The following is a 15472-nucleotide window of genomic DNA, read 5'->3' on the forward strand; positions in this document are numbered from 1 at the left end:
TTCGCAAGAGATGCGATGGATGTCTGGTGATTTGTAGTCATAAATTTTAGTCCCCACTTGTTTTTAAGTGGGGACTAAATTAAGGCTTATAGGATGAATTCATAAGGTGTGTTCAGCGGACGCTTACCAATCTAAAGTTAAATACTTTAAATGAAGCCAAAGTAGAGCATTATTTTGAAAGTAATATGGCACAACGTCTAAATGATGAAATTCACTGCAAGAAATCTCAAAACCTATGTAATATTGATTTCGATATCTTCACGGATACGCAAGATCCAACTACATCAATTCACCCTAAACTTCGTTTTGATGAAAAAGCACATACTGTGCAAGCTGATTTCAAAATTGGAAATGAAGCCAAAATTATTAAATATGAAATGAGTGAAGAAGGTTGCCCTAAGATTAAAAATATAATTTATACAGGGGATTACGATTTAGACATGCTATTGAGTAATCCGACTGAACAGGACATGCATGCTGCTGATATTGAAATATCTAATGATGCTTCAATGGCAACAGTAGAATAGTTATAAACATGGATTACACTTGAAAGCCTGTACTAATTCATTTTGGGTACAGGCTTTTTTATAAAGACTATCTAACTTAGAGTGGTAAAATTTCAATGTCTGCATATTGCTGTATGTCTTCTTCTTTGAGATTAAATATTTCATCCAAAAAGGCAACATTAAAACTGCCGACACTTGATGCAAGCTCAAATGCCTTTTGCCCAGCGATGGCGAAGTGAATATGTGCAGCAACGGTTCCAGTCGTTACATTCTCACTGACAGCACAATAGGCAGCGATGAGTGCACCTAATGCACAACCCGATGCAGTTACTTTGGGTTGTAGATAACAACCGCCATTGATTTTAATTACTGCATTCATTTGCTTAGATAAAATAAAATCGGATTCCCCTGAGATTGCAACACATTCACAGTGTTCGAGTAGGGTACTGGCTTGTAAATAGGTTTCAGCACTATTTAAGGTGCTATCCACACCTTTAGATTCACCTTGATTACCAGCTAGACCGTTGATCTCGGATGCATTGCCGCGAATAACATGTGGTTTATATTGCAAAAGAGTATTTACCATCTCTGAACGCCATGGCAGTACTGGGCCATAACCGACAGGATCAAGCACCCAAACTTTACTTAATTGCTTTGCAGTTTGAGCAGTAATTTGTATTGCCTGCATTTGTTCAGATGTAGGCGTACCTAAATTAATATTGATAGCACTCGCAATTGTTGCAAAACTTTCAGCTTCAAAAGGATTGTCGATCATTGCAGGTGATGCACCTGCAGCCAGTAGGACATTGGCTACATAATTACTCGCAACTGCATTGGTAATAATATGCACCAAAGGTTGAGTGGTTTTAAGTTCAGTCCAAGCTTGGATAACACTTTCTAGGAGAGGACTATTTAAGTCAGATAAATCAGTATTCATAGTGGAATTAAATTTTTCAGATTGATTCATTCATGTTCTCCCTTAACGGGTGAAGTAGTGGTCTTGATGTTTGCAATTACGACAGAATAAGCTGACATAGTCCTCAGCGTCATAATCCACAGAGAGTTCCTGTGAACCGCAATACATACAACGTTTGGTGGAGTAAAAACTTAAACGAGGCTCAATTTTTTTCCAAGCATGCCGGATAGGTTGCACAAAAATGCTCTCATCTAGTCCGAGAAAGTTAAACAGTAAAATTTCACTCATTTTGCTAAAAGGGAGTTGTGGCGGACGTGGTAGGGTAAAAGTTTCCCATTTCTCTTGTAGGCCACGCTCACGATACTGCTGCAAGGTCTTTTTCAATAGATTGGTATTAATGAAATTTTCATTTCGAACTTGTAATGCTTTTTGCTTGTGCAGGTATTCTAAAGCAGACTGAATCATGTAATAGATTTGCCCTACAGCCAAACTATCTAATAAACGGTAACAGAACACTTGGAAACTTTTATTCCCTGCAATTTGGATTCCCCATGTTTTGCAATAAAACTGCATAAATTGTACGATTTCTTGATACAACACGAGATACAAAGTTTCTTTAACTTCATCAGCACTTTTGAACGCGACACCCATAGCAAGGTTTTGATAAAACCAAGCACGCAGTTGCGTGGTAATGCTAAATAGACTCGGTTCAGAATATCCATCTAAACGGACATTGATATAATATTGTTCAGCCTGTATTGCACTATCTTTAACAATTAAAACCTGCTCGTTAACTAAATGCTTTTTTAGTGCTTGCTGAAAAAAATAATTGGGGCTGATGTAGTGATATTTTATGGATTCCCAATCAATGTATTCCACATGTGTGGTGTGTTCATGTACATGATTATCCAGTAGTGCAAGTAAAAAAAGTTTTTGTACAAAACTTAATTCACTCAGTTCGCGTTCTTGTAAAACCTTATTTTTTAATTTGCGCTGTTCTTGTAATCGTGTTTCTTTAAGTAGCTTTTTACGGGCCATTTGGCAGCTTTCGCAATGGCAATTCAATTGCTGTTCAGGAAAGATTTGATGTTTACAGTGACTGCATTCGTGAAAGTTGAATTCCTGATCCATTTGTTCTGCGTCTACCCAATACATAGATGCTCGACACAAAGGGCATTGTGTACTGTCATCCATTTGTTTGCGTAGCACATTAAACATAGTTGTAAATCATTTCGATAAGCTCAAGTCGATTATACACATCTCTATTTAAGTACGGGTTACGGAATTTAATACCTTTCTTGTTTGCATAAAAAAAGTGCTGCATCATTTGCAGCACTTTAGCTGAAAAGAAAAATTAATAGGCTGCTGGACATGGAATTGATTCATCCTCCTCGCCAAGTTGTTTCGCATTAATTAGTGCTTGTACTTTTTTCGACGGCACTTTTTTAGCGCCAAGCGTATCGTAAGTGTTCAATATCGAACTTACTTCGTGAGGTTGAAGTGGGACACCTTCGCAGCTCATAAACATTGCTATTACTTTATGATCGATATTTGCGGCATCCAACGCTTTTAAAGTTTTAAGATTCTCCATCCGAACAATATGATCTTTAATAAACATAGTGCACCTCTTTTTTGTTTTGATAAATATTAAGTTTGTTTTACAAGATAGGTAGTGCAAAAAGTGTGCACAAAATAATCAGCTTGAAATTCATATGTATAAAAAATCAAATAATAATTTTTAATCTATTGATATTTAAATATATTTTATGCGGGTCTAAGTTGTAACAATTCTATAAATAGCTACTTTAGGATTGAGCGGAATATTTATTCAAAGTTTAGATGTTTTTATTGATACATGCTGGTGCACATTGTGAAAACACAGAGAGACAGATTAACTCATCTTTAAAATCATTGATTTTTCAGCGTTTATACGGCTCTTATGTTAAATTGAATTAAATTTTATTTTATCTTCATTGCACCTTTTAGGTAGCACTCAATTAAAAGTTGAATTAAATGGATTTGTGTTACTCAATAGGTTGCTATCGGTAGGCAGATTCGTTTGGAAATGATGGTGAATAACTCTTTAGATTCGTATTGGAAATACAAAATGTCAGATGCATTAAAAACAAGCAATATCACTCGTATGCAGCTATATAAAAAAGACCAAGGCGTAATGGTCGGTGCATTGGTCATTGGGCACGATAAAACGTTAGAGAAGACTTTGGAGTTATTAGGGTTAGCAACTCAGCATAATGTTTCAATGGTCTATGTCGCGGGAGCAACTGATGAAATTGAACAATTTCTAAAAGGCTTTGTATCTCGTTTTACTTTTGTATTTGTGGCAGATTATGACGCAGCGCTTGACCAAATCTTTCCAAATAGTTAAAGGCTTTAAAAAGTTAAATTTCAGTGAAGATTTATAAATGTCAGAGAAAGCACAGAAATGTGCTTTTTTTTATGCAAAGCTTTTTAAATGAATCGATCTAAAACCGAAGTCAAATAATACGGCACCGATATTGCTATAGAGATGCCTAAATATGCGCCAAACTTAAAGAATTATTCTCATTGAATGATTGAAAATAGGTGGAATTGCGCCCATATATAAAACATTGTAAATGCGCAGACAGCCAATAAAACTTGTCGTATGATCAAGCGAGTTAGAATTTTTTTCACGCTTCGCTGATCGACGATAACAAAGGAACAGGACAAGATATGAACATCGCGGCAAATCCAATGGTCGAAGCAGACCAAACTGTATTTTTAAAAGATTATCAAAAACCTTCATATGTGGTTGATAGTATTCATCTTGATATTCAAGTGTTTGATGATTATACCAATGTAAATAGCAAACTGGTGATGCAGCGTCAAACAGCTGGTGATCTTGTACTGTTAGGGCGTGATTTAGAATTAAAATCCATTTCAATAAATGGAGAAGTGCTTTCAGCAGATGCTTACCAATTAGACGCGGAACAATTACGCATCTCTAATGCGCCAGATCAGGCTGTGATTGAAACTCAAGTGGTGATTCATCCTGAAAATAATACTCAGCTTGAAGGATTATATCTTGCCGGAAAAGATTTATTTGTGACGCAAAATGAGCCTGAAGGTTTCCGTAAAATTACTTTCTATCCTGACCGTCCAGATGTTCTGTCTGTATTTACTACACGTGTTGAAGCCGATAAGAAATTTCCAGTTTTACTTGCAAATGGTAACTTATTGGAAAAAGGTGAAGCGGGTGAGGGTCGTCATTATGCCGTGTGGCAAGATCCGACTAAAAAACCGTCTTACCTATTTGCTTGCGTGATTGGTGATTTGGCTGTACTTAAAGATCATTACGTGACGTCTGAAGGTCGTAATGTTGCTTTAGAAATATATGCTGAAGAAAAAGATATTCCAAAATGTCACATTGCGATGGAAGCATTAAAACACTCAATGCGTTGGGATGAAGAACACTATGGTCGTCCATATGATTTAGACAATTATATGATTGTGGCAACTAGTGCTTTCAACATGGGCGCAATGGAAAACAAAGGTCTCAACATCTTTAATACCTCATGTGTGCTGGCTGATGAAGAATATACGACAGATGCTGCAATTATGCGTGTTCAGTCAGTTATTGCACATGAATACTTCCATAACTGGACAGGTAACCGTATTACTTGTCGTGACTGGTTCCAACTGTGCTTAAAAGAAGGTTTGACGGTATTCCGTGATCAGTCGTTCTCAGAAGATTTACAATCTGCTGCGGTACAACGTATCGATGACGTTGCAGTGCTAAAAGCCCATCAGTTTCCAGAAGATTCAGGCCCGCTTTCACATCCACCGCGTCCAGATCATTTTGTTGAAATTAATAACTTCTATACCGCAACAGTGTACGAAAAAGGTGCGGAAATTAACCGCATGATGGCGACACTCTTGGGCAAAGAAAAATTCCGTGCAGGTACTGACGAATATTTCAAACGCCACGATGGTCAAGCCGTGACTGTTGAAGATTGGGTAGCAGCACTGACAGCGGGTTCAGGTGTAGATTTGTCGAGTTTCTTGATTTGGTATAACCAACCGGGCACACCAAAACTTGAAGCAAAAGGTGAGTACGATGCTGCAAATCAAACCTATACTTTAAGCTTGAAACAAAGCTTAAAGGCACACCCGAAATATCCAAATTTAAAAGCTGTGCCTATTCCTGTGGCTTTGGCATTGTTTGATGCGACGAGTGGTGAACAGTTACTTCTAAGCTCAGATGCATTGGTTGAAAATGGCATTAAAGATGGCGTGTATTTATTTGATACCGATACTGCAACCATTACATTTAGCGGTGTAAAAACCCAACCTGTTGTGTCTTTACTGCGTAACTTCTCTGCACCCGTTAATCTTGAATTTAACTATTCAGATGAAGAGCTTGCATTCCTGATGCAGTACGAGCCGAATGGTTTTAACCAATGGCAAGCCAGCCAAACCTTGTTAGAACGTATTTTGTTAAATGGCCATGATGCCGACATCTATGTTCAAGCTATTCAAAATACATTACCGGCATTGGTTGAGCGCGATCCATTACTTGCTTCACGTTTATTCGATGTGCCGACAGAGGGTTATTTAGGTAGTCGTATTGACACTGAATATAATCCAGAAAAAGTTCAAGAACAGCGTGAGGCGCTATTGAGTACTTTGGCACTTGAACTTGGCGCATTCTGTAAAGAGACCTATTTAATACTTGATCCAGATCTACAAAAAGATTTCTCTCAAGCTATGGGTGTACGGGCACTGAAAAACATCATGCTTTCGATGATGGCACGTCAAGGCGATGCGGATGTATTTGATTTGGCTGAACAGCAATATCAAACTACTGGAAATATGTCTGAACGTTTAGGCGCGTTAAAAGTATTGGTTTGGAATGATGCACCACAAGCGGAAGCTGTTTTAGCAGATTTTTATACCAAATTTAAGGATGAAGCCTTGTCTATGGATCAGTGGTTTATGCTTCAAGCAGCACATCCGAAAGCAACGGCTGAAACGATTAAGGCACTGACTGAACACGCTGACTATGACTTGAAAGTGCCAAACCGTATTCGCGCTGTAACGGGTGGATTAAACGCAAATCCAGTCAATACTTGGAGCTTTGGTGTTCAGCATATTATCAATTTGGCAAAAATATTAGATGAGAAAAATCCGATTGTCGGCTCTCGTTTACTGCAAATTTTGTCGCGTTGGTATACTTTGGCTGAACCACAGCGCAGTACAGTGAAGGCTGAACTTGAGGCATTAAAACCATTGGTTAAGTCAAAAAATGTGTCTGAAACATTAAACAGTATGTTGAGTGTTTAAGCTGACGTTGAAATACTGATTTAACTTGCATGTTTTAAATCAATTATTAAACCCTGTTTATCTCGAGATGAGCAGGGTTTCTTAATGCTGAATCTGAAAGCAAGATTTAGATTTTTTTTGAGCAAATTTTTTTTAGATATAAAAGTCAAACTATTAACTTGATAACAAAAGATTTAATAATAAAACTAAATTTTTAAGTGTGATTGTTAACTTTAAATTAATATAAAATGCAATATATATCACATAATAAGCGTAGAATATTAAGGCTTAAAGATCTCGTGTGTCGAAGTAGGGTGTGTTTTATATACACGCCAATCTTTAAACCCAAGAATTAGAATGTTTGAGGCAGGTATGTTGGTTAAGGTGGATGATGGATTTTATTTAAACTCCCATCATATTATTGCGGTTCGTATATCTAAAGATGTTCACAATGCTTTTGTTGTAGCAGTTGAATACACACCTAATAGTGTGCAAAGCACAGGGCTTTTTGAGAAAAAGTTTTCGGTGGGGGTAGATGCAGAACGTTATTTACAAAGTTTGCATAAAATTATTGGCCAATCCTAATTTACATTGTTATCACATAAATAAAAAAGCCCTCGATGAGGGCTTTTTTATTTATTCTTTTACAATCAACACGGGGATTGGGCACTGCGTTAAAATATTTTGTGCAACGCTTCCGAGCATGGCTTTTTTCAAGCCAGTGCGGCCATGTGAACCCATAATAATTAAATCGACATTGAGTTCATCGGCAACTTGTAAAATACCTTCAGTTGGCGACACACCATGTACCAGACGTGTATCGACTTCAATACCATCTCGAATAAAAGATTGTTTAATATCTTCTAAACGTAATTGTGCGCTCTTTTCCGCTTGCATAAAGTATTCAGTAATCGCTGGTGCAATGGCATAAAAGTCAACACCCACAAAAGGGTCAACAGCAACCACACTTACTATAGTGACATGGGCATCTTGGCTTTTTGCCAGTGCTAATGCATGCTCAACAGCAGAATAAGAAATAGGAGATTCATCTACAGGAACTAAAATTTGTTTATATTGACTCATAGATCAGTTTCCTTGGTTATGGCTATTATTTTTAAGATATTCGTAAATCAGAATAATGCAATTATCATATTGAGAATAGAAAGCCCACCGAAGTGGGCTTAAACATTTATGCTTTAACAACAAGTACTGGAAGTTCAGTATTACTTAATACATCTTGAGCAAAACTACCTAAAAGCATTTTCTTGAAGCCCTTACGACCATGTGAACCCATTACAATTAAATCGGCTTTCACTTCATTGGCCGCTTCAACCACACCTTCAGCAGAAACTTGGCCTTTCACAATTTTACTTTGTGCTTCTACGCCTTCACTTGCAGTAATTGTTAATGCTTCTTTTAATGCAGCTTCTGCATTTGCATAGGCCTGGACAAAATATTCTTTCATAATTGCAGAAGAATAATAGAAATCCGCATCAGTAAATGGGTCTTCAGCAACAAGGCTGATCAGAGTCAGTTGGCTGTTAAATGCTTTCGCCAAGATGGCTGCTTTTTTAACTGCAGAAAATGAGATTTCTGAACCGTCGACTGGGACTAAAATTTGTTGATATGACATGAGAAAATCTCCACTATTATTGCTTTAAACCCTATGCTTTATTGATAGCATATTGTGTGCGTTGGTTCAATTTATAAATATAAAAAATATCGTAAATTCATAAAATTAGAAAGAATTTAAATGTTAATTTGTCAACTGTCCGTCAAATAAAGCAGAGCAAAAAACTAGGATTTAAGTATTTTTTTGTACTCAATAAATTTGACTGAAATTGTCGGATTTATAAGCAGAATTACTTGTGTTCAAGGAAATAATATAAGCTTAAAATATCAGCCGATAAATATTTAATTTTCAATCAATCATCCCTATATATGGTGTAGATGATTTTGTAAATAGCTTAGTAGATCAGATTGGAAAGCACATTGGGTAATCGCATGTATACAAAATTAATATTCACGGTATTGAGCCTTTGTTCAGTTTTTCAATTATCAGGTTGTCAAAATACACAGAGCAGCACGAAATTAATTGCGGGTGCATTTAATCTATCGACTCAAGTACAAAAACAATTTATTGATCGGCATGCGCCTGAAAATGTTTTGATACACAGTAATGTACTGTATCAGCAGAATCCAGATTTACATCTAGATATTTATCAACCAGATAATATTGCTAATTTATCGCCAAGACCAACAGTGGTTTGGATACATGGCGGTGGTTGGGTTTCAGGCTCAAAAGAGCATGCGCGTGGCTATTTCAAGCGTTTAGCAGCAGAAGGTTATAATGTCGTATCTGTACAATATCAGTTTGCACCTGAAGCTATTTATCCGACTCAACTCCATCAAATTGATTCTGCGATGAACTTTATTCGGCAGCATGCAAATGACTGGAAAATAGATCCCAATCAATTGTATTTAGCAGGGGATTCTGCTGGTGCAAATATGGCCAGTCACTATGCTGCTTTGGTGACTAATCCGGTTTTTGCGGAAAGTTCTAATATTTATCCTGTTATTCAACCCAATCAACTTAAAGGCTTAATCTTACATTGTGGTATTTATGATTTAGCCTCTTTTGTAAAAACAGCACCTGAAGAGATTGGTTTGATTGAATGGGGCGTGTATAACCTTGTTCAAGCCTACACAGGTGATAAGAAGGATGATACAGAGTTTCTAAAAAGTATTTCGACCAGTCCGCATATCACAAAAAATTATCCGCCAGTATTTATCAGTGGGGGTAATAAAGACTTTTTAACCGAAACACAATCCATGCCTTTCGTAAAGCAGTTAGAGGACGTGGGAGTTCCAGTGAGTACAGCTTTTTATCCAGATTCAAAAGAGTTGCTGGTGCATGAATATCAATTTATGATAGGTAAAAAAGCCAGTCAACACACCTTTCAGCTTACGACCGAGTTTCTTGCGAAGCATTCAAAATAAAAGCAATCTTTATGCGGCTTAGATATATTTCGCCATAAAAATAAATCTAAGCTTGCGAAAATAATTTTAAAAACATAACATACCTACCGATTGGTATGTTTGTTTGAGAGTGTAATGAATTCAGTCATGTTTGCATATGGGTTATTGGCCTGTGCAATTATTTCAGAAGTAATTGGTTCAACATTTTTAGTGAAGTCAGAAGGCTTTAGTAAATTGGTTCCATCCTTAGTCGTAGTGGTACTTTTTTCATTGGCATTTTACTTATTGTCGCAAGTGATTAAAGTCATACCACTTGGCATTGCTTATGCCATTTGGGCGGGAGTAGGGATTGTTTTAACTGCTTTAATTGGCTACTTTATCTTTCGACAAAGTTTAGATATTCCTGCAATGCTAGGTATTGCTTTGATTGTTGCAGGTGTCGTCGTCATTAATTTATTTTCAAATTCTACAGGGCATTAAAAGATTTTATGGACAATCCGCATCAGCGTAAAAAAGAACCGCAGTTAATTCGTCAAAGTATTTTGCAGCACGCAATTCAACTGGCTGCAGAAAAAGGCGTTAATGGTGTTTCTATTCAAGCTGTTGCAGATTTGGTAGGCGTGACGAAAGGCGGTGTTTTTCACCATTTTCCGAATAAAAAAAAACTTTTAGAGGCGATGGTTATTAGCCTGTTGCAACAGTTGGATGATGTCATTGATCGGCTTATTGCAGATGATCCTCAGCCACACGGTTGTTTTACTCGCGCCTATATTGAAATTACCCTTGAAAAAACTGTGTACGGCTTGGAGCATTCGTGGTCTGCAATCTCAATGACCATGCTGACAGATCGTACTTTTAACGATTATTGGATTGAGTGGTTGGGTGAGCGATTAACGAAACACCAAAGCACAGATGCAGATATTGAGTTAAAAATCTTACGCTATGCTGCGGATGGCATTTGGTTGACTGCATTTACAGAAGTTGAGGATATCAGCGAAACAAAATTACTTAAAGATGAACTGATCGCGCGTACTTATCGTGGGATCAGTTCATAAACTTAGGCAGATTTTTTTGCTTTAAATTTGAAAATGAAATGGATGACTAAACCGAAAAGCAAGCCCCAAAATGCTGAGCCAATACCGTAGAACTGTACACCCGAGGCACTAAATAAAAAGGTTAAAAGTGCCGCTTCACGTTCACTCGCATCTTGGAAGGCAATCACAATGTTGTGGCCAATAGTGCCCAATAAAGCAATACCGGCAAGTGATGTAATAAAAATGAGCGGGAAGGACATTAAAAAGCTGACTAAAGTGGCTGCAAAAATGCCCATCAAAATATAAAAGATGCCACAACTCATGCCTGCAATATAGCGTTTTGTAGCATCGGTGTGAGCTTGATCATCGAGACTTATGGCAGCACTTATGGCTGCAATATTGACACTAAAGCAGCCAAAAGGAGCAAAGATTGCTTGAGCAGTTCCCGTCCAACCTATGAGCTGATTGACATGAGGTTGATAGCCATAGCTTTTGATCATGGCTAGACCTGGTAAATATTGTGATGCCATATTGATGACAAATAATGGCAGCGCGAGTCCGAGTATCGCAGGAAAAGAAAATTCAGGTTTAATCCAAACAGGTTGCGCAAAAGCAAGATCAATTGCCGGCATTTTAAAGTTAAGTAATATTGGACACATGGCTATACCAATAATCACTGTGAGTACAATGCTATATCGCGGCCAAAGTCGCTTCATGATGACATAGGCGGCGAGTAAACAGAGTACGTAAGCCCATTCATTTTGAATACTGGCAAATAATGCGATGCCGAACTTTAGCAGCACGCCAGCAAGCATGGCACTGGTTAAACTTTGTGGTATATGGGTGAGAATTTTTTCGAAGATGCCTAAAAAACCTAAAATGGCAGTCACTAATCCACAGATAAAAAATGCACCAAGTGCAGCATTCATACTATAGCCATTGGCAGTAGCCAAAATAAGCGCCAAACCAGCTGTAGACCATGATGTCGCTACAGGATATTTAAATTTCCAAGAAAGCAATAAACCACATAAACCAATACTTAAACCCAGTGCCCAAAACCAAGAGGTAATTTCAGCAGTATCTGCACCTAACATTTGGGCAGACTGAATCACTAAGACAGCAGAGACACTTATACCGACCAGAAAAGTAATAAAACCAGCAAAAACTGCGGGCACAGAGCAATCTTGAAGAATTTTTTGCATAATCCTTGTGCAACTTTTTAATTGGAAAATGTGTGATGTTTCACGATGATACGCTCAACCCTTGTACAGGGAAAGACGATTTTTTGAATAATAAGTAAAAATGAAGTTTCCAAAATATTATGCTTAAATAAAAGTATGCTCAGCATAAAGAGTAACTATTCTTTTGAATGGCCGTTTTACCTTTTTATTTTAGTCTAAAACCAGCAATACCAACTTATCTATTGTAATATTGAGTTGAGAGTTGTATTTGGTATATAAAAAATCAGTATTTCTCGTAATTATTACATCGTTGATGTTGCAAGCTTTAAGCCAAAACCACAGAATAAAAGGCCAACAGAAGCCACACAGCACGCGGTGAACTTATAGCGGTGAGTAAAATAAGTTGCGAGTTTTGCACCAGAGAAAATCAGTACGGTTAAATAACTCATACTAATAATTTGTAAAACTATAGCCAGTGCAGTAAAAGTGATTGCTGGGTAGGCATAATTTGGATCGACAAATTGTACGAAGAAAGACAGGTAGAACAAAATAGCTTTTGGATTCAGAATGCTAATGGTGAGAGCTGTACGAAAAGGTTTGAGCTCTTCTAAACTTTGATGATTTTGTTGAACTTGATCGGGCATAGCAACGGCATGCCAAGTTGCATAAGCTGCTTTAAGTAACTTAATTCCAAGATAACTTAAATATAGCGCACCAATAATTTTTAATAATATGAATAACCAAGGAAATGCATGCAGTAAAGATGCGGCACCAAGAGCTGTAAATAAGATGAGAATAATATCGCCAAAATAGACGCCAAAGGCACTTTGGTAGCCTGCTTTAATGCCGAAACGAGAGGCAATGGACATGACATATAATGAGTTTGGGCCTGGCAAAATCACAATTAAAATCGTACCAATGATAAAGGTCGTTAAATCTGTGATGCCAAACACTGAGTATACTCATATAAAAAAGCCGATGTCACAGTATAGCAACATCGGCTTTTGAACAAGCAGTAAAATTTATTTTAAGCTTTAATTTCAGCATCAATGCCAAAGGATTGGCGAAGTAAACTACTGAGTTGTTCACGTGCTTTTATAAAGCCATCTATACCACCTTGCAGTAACTGAGCTGACATTAAATCTTTTTCAACTTCAGAGTTGAAGCGTTGTTTATCCAAAGGTTGTACGTCATGTTCACAATGTGCATGAGCATGATTGTTACTAAGTTGCGCTTCAACGACGCGACTATCTTTTTCTAGCTCAGCTAAAAGGTGTGGTGATACTGTTAATAAATCACAACCTGCCAGCCCTAAAACTTGATCTACGCTACGGAAGCTTGCGCCCATAATTTCAGTTTTAATGTTGTGCTGTTTGTAGTAGTGATAAATTTGTTTTACTGACAGTACACCGGGATCTTTTTCAATTGGATAGTGATCTACATTTTCAGCTTTTTTGTACCAATCTAAAATACGCCCAACAAATGGAGAGATTAAAGTTACATTCGCTTCAGCACAAGCTTGTGCTTGATGTAAACCAAACAATAATGTGAGGTTACAGTGGATGCCTTCTGCTTCGAGTGCTTTTGCTGCTTGAATGCCTTCCCAAGTGGATGCAATTTTAATCAAAATGCGATTTTGGTTAATGCCATACTGTGCATACAAAGCGAGAAGCTCTTTGGCTTTAGCAACGGTTGCATCTGTATCATATGAGAGCACAGCATCAACTTCCGTTGAAACTCGTCCTTCAATCAATTTTAAAATTTCAACGCCAAATTTGACTGTTAGGATATCAATCGTGCGTTCAATCAATTCATCACTGCTATAACCTTCTTTACGTGCCTGTTCAAATGCGAGTTCAATCAGTTGTTTATTTTCAGGTTGGTTCGCAGCTGCTGTAATTAGCGACGGATTTGTTGTTGCATCCAGTGGGCGGAAAGTTTCAATCGCAGTTAAATCACTGCTGTCAGCAACAATAGTCGTAAGGCTTTTTAATTGGTTTAACGCATTCTGAGTCATTGGATATCTAGTTCTTAATGTTCTTGGTGTATGTACTTTTATAACACAATCTTTTTAGAACCCAACCGAAAAGCGCCCGACAACTGTGCTTAATTGGTATTTTTTCGTGAATTACGGATGTGATTAATCAAAAAATGAGCAGCAGAGCCCATCAGTTTTTCACGATTCCAAACCAAATCGACAAAATATTCAAATTTAGGTGTGAAATCCAAAAAGTTTAAAACTTTCAGTTGTTGAATGAGCTGAGGATTTTCATTGAACATCTGTGAGGGAAGGACACCCCATCCGAGGTTTTGAATGATCATCGAACAGGCAGAATGATGGTTATCCGTACGCCAGTATTGTTTGGAAAACAGTAATTCAGGCTTAATGGTTTTATCTCGGCTAGCAACCACAATTTGTCGGCTCTGTAAAATTTGTTCAAAACTGACTTGCTCAAATTGAGCGAGTGTATGATCTTTCGCTGCAACTGGAACGAGGGACTCAAGTTTCAGTTCTACAAATTGCTCATAATTTTCTAATTCTTCTCGTTCGAACATCAATGCTAATTGAGCTTGTCCATCGCCTAACATTTGTTGTGCATCTTCTTGTGGGGCTGTGAAAATATTGATTTGAAGTGAGGGAAATTCCTGTGCTAATAAACTGATGTAATCCGTCCATTGAGTATGAATTAACTCTGAAACCACCACAATATTCAGTGAAGACTCCAATCCTTGACTTAATGCTACAGCATGTTGTTTCCACTGTTGCATTTCAGTGAGGAGCTGTTGGGTCTTTTCATATAGACTGCTTGCCTGTGCAGTAGGGACAGGCTCACGTCCTATACGCTCAAATAGTTTCATGTCTACATCTATTTCTAAATTGGCAATCGACATGCTAACCGCAGAAGGGACTTTGCCGAGTTGACGTGCTGCAGCAGAAAAAGAACCCGTTTCCATAACAGTCTTAAAGATAGTGAGTTGTTCTTGATTAATATTCATTTTGCTTATCTATCAAATATGTTGAAAGATTCTAACTCAAATGATCAATTAATTGAAAATATAATGCACGCATATTAAATTTTATTAGGTGTTTTTCAAAATGTTGATTTCCAGAAGAAGGATTATTCATGCGCTTAGCTATGAGATCATCCTGTTGGTGATCATTGCTATCGCTTTGAGTTTTATCTTTGCAGTTCCAATGGAAGTGACAGGAACGCTAGGTATTGCTATGGCGATAACTTCAGTTGTTTGGAATATGATTTTCAACCACTTTTTTGAGAAATATGAAGCAAAAAGAAAACTAAAAAGAACGGTAGGTGTTCGTATTTTACATGCGATTGGCTTTGAAGGTGGTTTGATGCTTGCAACCATTCCAATGGTTGCTTATGCCTTAGAGATGAGTTTGGGACAGGCTTTCTTAACGGATCTAAGTTTGACACTATGTATTTTGGTTTACACATTTATTTTCCAATGGTGTTATGACCATATTGAAGCATCGATGGGGATTCGAGTATCAACATAAGTACTTAGTTAAAAAACCACTAAGAAAACTCAGAT

Annotated in this window: 17 protein-coding genes; 8 read left to right on the forward strand and 9 right to left on the reverse strand. The window is 37.4% G+C overall.

The window, feature by feature from the left end; translation table 11 throughout:
• Nucleotides 1–185: 185 nt before the first annotated feature.
• Nucleotides 186–527: a hypothetical protein gene (locus tag FTV09_RS01725; RefSeq protein ID WP_180056477.1), complete on the forward strand. Its 342-nt coding sequence runs from the start codon at nucleotides 186–188 to the stop codon at nucleotides 525–527.
• Nucleotides 528–603: 76 nt separating this feature from the next.
• Here the strand turns inward: FTV09_RS01725 and thiM are convergent, their stop codons facing one another.
• The 3 genes from thiM to FTV09_RS01740 all read right to left on the reverse strand — a co-directional run bounded on the left by thiM (nucleotide 604) and on the right by FTV09_RS01740 (nucleotide 3040).
• Nucleotides 604–1473 carry a hydroxyethylthiazole kinase gene (gene thiM, locus FTV09_RS01730; protein ID WP_180056479.1) on the reverse strand — a complete coding sequence of 290 codons (870 nt, stop codon included), beginning with the start codon at nucleotides 1471–1473 and terminating at the stop codon, nucleotides 604–606.
• A gap of 12 nt (nucleotides 1474–1485) precedes the next feature.
• Nucleotides 1486–2640 carry a hypothetical protein gene (locus FTV09_RS01735; protein ID WP_180056481.1) on the reverse strand — a complete coding sequence of 385 codons (1155 nt, stop codon included), beginning with the start codon at nucleotides 2638–2640 and terminating at the stop codon, nucleotides 1486–1488.
• 136 nt (nucleotides 2641–2776) lie between these two features.
• A complete protein-coding gene (locus FTV09_RS01740; protein ID WP_067767417.1) occupies nucleotides 2777–3040 on the reverse strand; it encodes a hypothetical protein in 264 nt (87 codons plus the stop codon).
• Nucleotides 3041–3529: 489 nt separating this feature from the next.
• Between FTV09_RS01740 and FTV09_RS01745 the strand changes: the two genes are divergently transcribed.
• The 3 genes from FTV09_RS01745 (at nucleotide 3530) to FTV09_RS01755 (ending at nucleotide 7308) form a co-directional block, all read left to right on the forward strand.
• Nucleotides 3530–3808, forward strand: coding sequence for a hypothetical protein (locus FTV09_RS01745; RefSeq protein ID WP_067767411.1), 279 nt, complete (start codon nucleotides 3530–3532; stop codon nucleotides 3806–3808).
• 326 nt (nucleotides 3809–4134) lie between these two features.
• On the forward strand, nucleotides 4135–6744 hold the full coding sequence (gene pepN, locus FTV09_RS01750) for an aminopeptidase N (protein WP_180056484.1): 2610 nt from the start codon (nucleotides 4135–4137) through the stop codon (nucleotides 6742–6744).
• A gap of 336 nt (nucleotides 6745–7080) precedes the next feature.
• Nucleotides 7081–7308 (forward strand): hypothetical protein, encoded by a 228-nt coding sequence (locus FTV09_RS01755; protein ID WP_257222757.1) that lies wholly within the window; start codon nucleotides 7081–7083, stop codon nucleotides 7306–7308.
• Between the two features lie 51 nt (nucleotides 7309–7359).
• Here FTV09_RS01755 and FTV09_RS01760 read toward each other — a convergent pair whose 3' ends face one another.
• Both FTV09_RS01760 and FTV09_RS01765 read right to left on the reverse strand, forming a co-directional pair.
• Nucleotides 7360–7806: a universal stress protein gene (locus tag FTV09_RS01760; RefSeq protein WP_180056486.1), complete on the reverse strand. Its 447-nt coding sequence runs from the start codon at nucleotides 7804–7806 to the stop codon at nucleotides 7360–7362.
• A gap of 106 nt (nucleotides 7807–7912) precedes the next feature.
• On the reverse strand, nucleotides 7913–8356 hold the full coding sequence (locus FTV09_RS01765) for a universal stress protein (RefSeq protein ID WP_180056488.1): 444 nt from the start codon (nucleotides 8354–8356) through the stop codon (nucleotides 7913–7915).
• A 371-nt stretch (nucleotides 8357–8727) separates the two neighbouring features.
• Here FTV09_RS01765 and FTV09_RS01770 point away from each other — a divergent pair, with 371 nt between their 5' ends.
• From FTV09_RS01770 to FTV09_RS01780, 3 genes are all read left to right on the forward strand, one after another.
• The gene (locus FTV09_RS01770; protein ID WP_180056490.1) at nucleotides 8728–9723 is read left to right on the forward strand and encodes an alpha/beta hydrolase; all 996 of its coding nucleotides are present in this window, start codon (nucleotides 8728–8730) and stop codon (nucleotides 9721–9723) included.
• Between the two features lie 126 nt (nucleotides 9724–9849).
• Entirely contained in the window at nucleotides 9850–10182 is a 333-nt protein-coding gene (locus FTV09_RS01775; protein WP_180056492.1) for an SMR family transporter, read from the forward strand.
• An 8-nt stretch (nucleotides 10183–10190) separates the two neighbouring features.
• Nucleotides 10191–10757 carry a TetR/AcrR family transcriptional regulator gene (locus tag FTV09_RS01780; protein WP_180056494.1) on the forward strand — a complete coding sequence of 189 codons (567 nt, stop codon included), beginning with the start codon at nucleotides 10191–10193 and terminating at the stop codon, nucleotides 10755–10757.
• A gap of 2 nt (nucleotides 10758–10759) precedes the next feature.
• Here the strand turns inward: FTV09_RS01780 and FTV09_RS01785 are convergent, their stop codons facing one another.
• The 4 genes from FTV09_RS01785 to FTV09_RS01800 all read right to left on the reverse strand — a co-directional run bounded on the left by FTV09_RS01785 (nucleotide 10760) and on the right by FTV09_RS01800 (nucleotide 14914).
• Nucleotides 10760–11938, reverse strand: a complete 1179-nt coding sequence (locus FTV09_RS01785; RefSeq protein WP_180056496.1) for a benzoate/H(+) symporter BenE family transporter — start codon at nucleotides 11936–11938, stop codon at nucleotides 10760–10762.
• Between the two features lie 281 nt (nucleotides 11939–12219).
• Nucleotides 12220–12870 (reverse strand): leucine efflux protein LeuE, encoded by a 651-nt coding sequence (leuE, locus tag FTV09_RS01790; RefSeq protein ID WP_180056498.1) that lies wholly within the window; start codon nucleotides 12868–12870, stop codon nucleotides 12220–12222.
• Between the two features lie 74 nt (nucleotides 12871–12944).
• On the reverse strand, nucleotides 12945–13934 hold the full coding sequence (tal, locus tag FTV09_RS01795) for a transaldolase (protein WP_180056500.1): 990 nt from the start codon (nucleotides 13932–13934) through the stop codon (nucleotides 12945–12947).
• An 89-nt stretch (nucleotides 13935–14023) separates the two neighbouring features.
• The gene (locus FTV09_RS01800) at nucleotides 14024–14914 is read right to left on the reverse strand and encodes a LysR family transcriptional regulator (RefSeq protein WP_067767379.1); all 891 of its coding nucleotides are present in this window, start codon (nucleotides 14912–14914) and stop codon (nucleotides 14024–14026) included.
• Nucleotides 14915–15014: 100 nt separating this feature from the next.
• Between FTV09_RS01800 and aceI the strand changes: the two genes are divergently transcribed.
• Nucleotides 15015–15437, forward strand: a complete 423-nt coding sequence (gene aceI / locus FTV09_RS01805; RefSeq protein ID WP_180056502.1) for a chlorhexidine efflux PACE transporter AceI — start codon at nucleotides 15015–15017, stop codon at nucleotides 15435–15437.
• Nucleotides 15438–15472 lie beyond the last annotated feature (35 nt).

It is taken from the genome of Acinetobacter sp. YH12227 (genome assembly GCF_013417785.1).
Classification (GTDB): domain Bacteria; phylum Pseudomonadota; class Gammaproteobacteria; order Pseudomonadales; family Moraxellaceae; genus Acinetobacter; species Acinetobacter gandensis.

What these genes read in the sequence shown, in the direction of transcription:
- FTV09_RS01725 (WP_180056477.1), top strand. Translation starts at nt 186, where the DNA reads ATGGCACAACGTCTAAATGATGAAATTCACTGCAAGAAATCTCAAAAC.
- FTV09_RS01740 (WP_067767417.1), bottom strand. Translation starts at nt 3,040, where the DNA reads ATGTTTATTAAAGATCATATTGTTCGGATGGAGAATCTTAAAACTTTA.
- FTV09_RS01785 (WP_180056496.1), bottom strand. Translation starts at nt 11,938, where the DNA reads ATGCAAAAAATTCTTCAAGATTGCTCTGTGCCCGCAGTTTTTGCTGGT.
- FTV09_RS01800 (WP_067767379.1), bottom strand. Translation starts at nt 14,914, where the DNA reads ATGAATATTAATCAAGAACAACTCACTATCTTTAAGACTGTTATGGAA.
- FTV09_RS01780 (WP_180056494.1), top strand. Translation starts at nt 10,191, where the DNA reads ATGGACAATCCGCATCAGCGTAAAAAAGAACCGCAGTTAATTCGTCAA.
- FTV09_RS01735 (WP_180056481.1), bottom strand. Translation starts at nt 2,640, where the DNA reads ATGTTTAATGTGCTACGCAAACAAATGGATGACAGTACACAATGCCCT.
- aceI (WP_180056502.1), top strand. Translation starts at nt 15,015, where the DNA reads ATGTTGATTTCCAGAAGAAGGATTATTCATGCGCTTAGCTATGAGATC.
- FTV09_RS01755 (WP_257222757.1), top strand. Translation starts at nt 7,081, where the DNA reads ATGTTTGAGGCAGGTATGTTGGTTAAGGTGGATGATGGATTTTATTTA.
- pepN (WP_180056484.1), top strand. Translation starts at nt 4,135, where the DNA reads ATGAACATCGCGGCAAATCCAATGGTCGAAGCAGACCAAACTGTATTT.
- FTV09_RS01775 (WP_180056492.1), top strand. Translation starts at nt 9,850, where the DNA reads ATGTTTGCATATGGGTTATTGGCCTGTGCAATTATTTCAGAAGTAATT.
- FTV09_RS01770 (WP_180056490.1), top strand. Translation starts at nt 8,728, where the DNA reads ATGTATACAAAATTAATATTCACGGTATTGAGCCTTTGTTCAGTTTTT.
- FTV09_RS01745 (WP_067767411.1), top strand. Translation starts at nt 3,530, where the DNA reads ATGTCAGATGCATTAAAAACAAGCAATATCACTCGTATGCAGCTATAT.
- FTV09_RS01760 (WP_180056486.1), bottom strand. Translation starts at nt 7,806, where the DNA reads ATGAGTCAATATAAACAAATTTTAGTTCCTGTAGATGAATCTCCTATT.
- thiM (WP_180056479.1), bottom strand. Translation starts at nt 1,473, where the DNA reads ATGAATCAATCTGAAAAATTTAATTCCACTATGAATACTGATTTATCT.
- tal (WP_180056500.1), bottom strand. Translation starts at nt 13,934, where the DNA reads ATGACTCAGAATGCGTTAAACCAATTAAAAAGCCTTACGACTATTGTT.
- FTV09_RS01765 (WP_180056488.1), bottom strand. Translation starts at nt 8,356, where the DNA reads ATGTCATATCAACAAATTTTAGTCCCAGTCGACGGTTCAGAAATCTCA.